The 4530-nt window shown below is 36.9% G+C and carries 4 protein-coding genes and 3 pseudogenes; 5 read left to right on the top strand and 2 right to left on the bottom strand.

Annotated features, from left to right (window positions below; translation table 11 throughout):
• The 4 genes and pseudogenes from R5R67_RS18880 to R5R67_RS18865 all read left to right on the top strand — a co-directional run.
• A pseudogene (locus R5R67_RS18880) lies at positions 1 to 221 on the top strand (mobilization protein); the annotation flags it as partial.
• Positions 218 to 688, top strand: coding sequence for a hypothetical protein (locus R5R67_RS18875; protein WP_318755157.1), 471 nt, complete (start codon positions 218 to 220; stop codon positions 686 to 688). The pseudogene R5R67_RS18880 and the gene R5R67_RS18875, both read left to right, overlap by 4 nt.
• 1065 nt (positions 689 to 1753) lie before the next feature.
• Entirely contained in the window at positions 1754 to 2683 is a 930-nt protein-coding gene (gene repM / locus R5R67_RS18870) for a replication initiation protein RepM (protein ID WP_318755156.1), read from the top strand.
• A pseudogene (locus R5R67_RS18865) lies at positions 2680 to 2975 on the top strand (hypothetical protein). Before repM ends, R5R67_RS18865 begins: the two are co-directional and overlap by 4 nt.
• Here the strand turns inward: R5R67_RS18865 and R5R67_RS18860 are convergent.
• Positions 2972 to 3283: pseudogene (locus tag R5R67_RS18860) on the bottom strand (HU family DNA-binding protein). The pseudogenes R5R67_RS18865 and R5R67_RS18860 sit on opposite strands and share 4 nt — an antisense overlap.
• 2 nt (positions 3284 to 3285) lie before the next feature.
• Positions 3286 to 3573 (bottom strand): mobilization protein, encoded by a 288-nt coding sequence (locus R5R67_RS18855; protein WP_318755155.1) that lies wholly within the window; start codon positions 3571 to 3573, stop codon positions 3286 to 3288.
• 212 nt (positions 3574 to 3785) lie between these two features.
• Here R5R67_RS18855 and mobQ point away from each other — a divergent pair.
• Positions 3786 to 4530: MobQ family relaxase (mobQ, locus tag R5R67_RS18850; RefSeq protein ID WP_318755154.1), on the top strand; the 745-nt coding region annotated here is incomplete at its 3' end.

Raw genomic sequence — 4530 nt, 5'->3', positions numbered from 1 at the left:
GCCAACAGAACAGCCAACAGCTCCAAAACAAACAACAGCATAAAGAAAAAACCTTAGAACAAGGGTTCAACCTTGTTGAGCAAGGCTTTGAGCAATGGAAGAAAGCACAGGAAGTTAAACGCCTAGAACTGGAACGTAAACAGCAATTGAAGCTACAGCAAGAACAAGCCATGAAGCAGAAACACCGCAAGAGCATGAAGAGAAGTGGACCATCGCTATGAGCAGCCAAAATGATTTAGATGATCAGTTGTATATTCTATTAGCCTCCATGAAGGAATATAGAGAAGCCATAGCAGACGATAACAAGCGATTAGAGACGTTTTACAATAAGGTAGCTAGTGGGGTGCTAGAACAGAGCAAAAAGACCCTAAATAACGCAAATCAGGAAGCTACACATGCCCTTCAAGGTCGTATTCAGGAGTTAGATAAAGCCACCGATAAATTGAACTACAGATTTATTGCCTTGTTGTGTGCAATTTTCCTTAGTCTGGTATTAGTTTTCCTGTCTTTTATATTTTTATTTATTCCAAGTTTTGATGAGATCAAACAACGTCGTGCTGAAGCAGCTTGGCTAGATCAAAGCTATAAACTCGATATTAAAAACTGTAATGGTAAATCATGCGTCCGAGTTATGAAAAATGACTGTCATGGAACGAATAAGGATTACTGTGTTATTGATCCTAAATAATACCAACTAAATACTTTGCTTGGTTCTTCTAGAAATCTTGTCGATACCGACTAGCGCAAAGTGGCTCGACTTTGAGATATGGCAATAGCCATGTCTCAAAGTATCGAGCTTTACTTTTTATTTTGCTTATCAGATTTTATATTTTCGCAATGTTTTAAAAAATTGGTTTTAAATCCAGTTTTTTTTTTGTAAAGTAATTGCTAATATTTGTTAATAAATGTGTAATTGCTAAATATAATTTTAGTGTTATTAACCATGGATTTATATCTTATAGCTATACTTTTATTACTTATATTAGCCGTTTGGTTGATCTATTCATTATATAAAGAATGGAGGGATGATCCTTTCAACAATAAGAGGTAATATTAAGGTAGCATCTGCACCCTATACAAAAAGTGTAAAAATTCAATTCTGTAGTTTCTTTTTTGCCCAACCTCCCCAAGGTGGGCTTTTTTTTTATGATTTTTCACGTTCCACGCCTATTATTTAAGCAATGTTTCACAACTTTGATTAGCTCCATTAAATAATTAAAACCTAGATAATAAGAACCGAGCGAGTGTCTACGAGCGATTGAGCATCATCAAAATTTCACGCTCGTCTTTTCTCTGATTACAAGCTCCCTTTCGATTTTAAACGGTAGGTACAGAGCATCCCGAATGGGTGCGAACTTTGGAGCTTTTGCTTTTCAAAAAGTATGAGCGGAGCGAATACATTACCAATGCTTTTTCTTTTAGATTTCACAAACAGGATTAACCAAAAACTGCCCCACGAAGCGAGGAACGAGCTTCAATAGAGTACGAGCTTTAGCGAGTACATAGGGCAGTTCCACTCCCCTGCTGAAAGGCTTTTAATTATTTTTAAAGCTTTTAAATGCTTTTAGACCCTATGAAAGCATTGGTATCAGAGGGTTTGACTCTCAATAAGCACACAAATTCTCTTGTATAAGCACACAAATTCTCTTGTATAAGCACACAAATTCTCTTGTATAAGCACACAAATTCTCTTGATTTACACACATATTATATGTAGTGTTTAAATACACATTAATAATAACGTGTATTTAATATGAAGAATGGTTTAGTTGTGAAAGATAATGCATTAATAAACGCCAGTTATAATTTAGAACTAACAGAACAGCGTTTAATTATGCTGGCGATAATTAATGCAAGGGAATTAGGACAGGGCATCACGGCAGATAGCAAGCTAGAAATACATGCTAGTGATTATGCGAAGCTCTTTAATGTATCGGTAGATGCATCCTATAAAGCTCTAAAAGAAGCTGTAAACAATCTATTTAATAGACAGTTTAGCTATACAGCAGAATACAAAAAAACAGGGAAAGTGGGTGTTGTTCGCTCTCGTTGGGTTAGTCGTATTTTTTATGTAGATGACTTAGCGCTATTAGAAATTACTTTCGCACCTGACGTAGTGCCGTTAATCACTCGATTAGAAGAACATTTTACGAAATACGAAGCCAAACAAGTTGCACACTTAACCAGTAAGTACGCCACCAGACTTTATGAATTATTAATCGCCTGGCGTGAGGTTGGTAAAACACCAATTTTTGAACTGCAACAATTACGTAAAAATTTAGGTGTTGAAGATGATGAATATCAACGTATGCATCATTTTAAAAACCGTGTATTAGACACAGCTATTACCCAGATCAATGAGCATACGGATATAAAAACTACTTATGAACAGCATAAGCAAGGGCGTACCATCACTGGGTTTTCATTCAGGTTTAAGCAAAAAACACAGCCGAAAATTGAAATTAAACCTGATCCCAATACCCCTGATTTTTTCATCAAAATGACCGATGCTCAGCGCCACTTATTTGCCAATAAAATGTCTGAAATGCCCGAAATGAGCAAATACTCACAAGGTACGGAAAGCTTTCAGCAATTTGCTATTCGTATCGCTGACATGCTTTTAGAGCCTGAAAAGTTCAGAGAGCTTTATCCATGTTTAGAAAAAGCAGGGTTTCAAGCATGATGAAATTAACTAACCTATTAGAAGAATTTCAAGGCACTCAAGCTGAATACCTCGACATCGTTAATTATGAAATTGCGAGGGAAAATATATGCGGTTATATCTTCCTATTATCCCGAATATCAAAAAAGCCGCACCCACCGAAAAAATGCAGATGGAAAGCAAAATAGAGGACTTAATTTACTATCGGGATAATTTGCAGATCGAAGATATAGAAAATATCCAAAAGATCTTAAATGAGCTAATTCCAGAGTATAAAGCCGAACAAGAAAAACAAAGAGCTAAGAAAAATTAGGCTTTCTTCTTAACTTTGTTTTTTTGCTTTGGCTTAACAATAAATTTCTCTCCCAAAGCCTTGCCTTGTTTAAAAGTGACGATTTCCTTAGCTTCAATTTTAAGCTTTTCTCCAGTTTTAGGATTGTGCCCCATTCTTTCTGCACGTTGTTTTACTGAAAAAGTACCAAAATCAACTAATCAGACATTTTTTTCTTCAACTAGGGCTTCTGTAATGACTTCAAGAACAGAATTAAGAACAACTCTTGCTTCGTCTTGATTAATATTTAATTTAGGTGCTAATTTGGCAATTAAATCGGCTTTATTCATAATTAATTTTCCTCAATATTTGGTAAGTCAAAAAGCTGTCGATCTCTATTTTCAGTTAAATATTCATTAAGTTCAGCCAGTATTTTTTCTTTATTGGCTTCATTACTTTGCATCTTTTTAATTAAATAAGAACCGAGCAAAATTTTACGCCGAGTATCGTCCTTTCTTTCCTGCTCTTTTTGCTTCGATTTTTCTCTAGCTTCGATAGCCTGTTTACGAGCCTTTAGCTGTTTCAGTTTTTCTAACTGGGCTTCGATTTTCTTTTCGAGATTGTCAGCAGCTTTTGTCATGATTCAGATTTCGGGATATAGAAAATCACTCAAGCATAAGGCCCTATGAATTGAAATTCAAGCGGGCTATATGCTATCGTGTTTTTCATGAAATGCGCACTTACGACTTGGATTTCATCCAAGTCAAAGTTTGCGTAAGGGGAATCCCCTTAACCCCAAAAATCGCTACGCAATTTTTAAAAGCAAAAGCAAAACCATCACAAGGCTAAGGCATGGCAATTTATCACTGTACGACGAAGACTGTTAACCGAAGTTCGGGACGAACTGCGGTTGCATCTATGGCTTATCGTGCAGGAGAAAAATTGAAAGATGAACGGACAGGATTAACGCACGACTTTACGAGAAAAGAAGGTGTGGTTTATACCGAAATTATTTCTAATTTGGATATTGAATTAGACCGAAGCCAAGTCTGGAATATGGCAGAAAAATCAGAGAACCGAAAAGATGCCCGAACAGCACGTGAATGGGTGATTGCTTTGCCTGATGAATTAGATGAGGAACAACGAAAAGAACTGGCCAAAGAGTTTGCGCAATCTTTAGTAGACCGTTATGGAGTAATCGCGGATTTAGCCATTCATGCACCTAGTCAGAATGGCAGTGATAAAAATCATCATGCACATATCTTACTAACAACGCGCAAGGCCGAATTAGATCCAGAGCAGAATTTAGTTCTTAAAGATAAAGCCGATATTGAGTTAAGTAATACCAAAAGAAAAACACTAGGTATGGGAACAAGCCAGGAAGAAATTAAACAGATCCGTTCCACCTGGGCAAACCTAGCGAATCATGCCCTCGAACATGCAGGGTATCGGGAAAGAATCGACCACCGCAGCTATGTCGATCAAGGTAATCAGCTACAAGCCACTATCCATGAGGGTAGCAAGGTCACGCAGATGCGCAGGAAAGGTATAGATACTGAGATCAGTCGTTTCAACGACACGGTAAAACAGCAGAACA

This window comes from Acinetobacter sp. OYA S30 (assembly GCF_033599315.1).
Classification (GTDB): domain Bacteria; phylum Pseudomonadota; class Gammaproteobacteria; order Pseudomonadales; family Moraxellaceae; genus Acinetobacter; species Acinetobacter baumannii.
The sequence above is the reverse complement of the archived record's forward strand: the minus strand, read 5'-3'. Positions and strand labels throughout refer to the sequence as shown.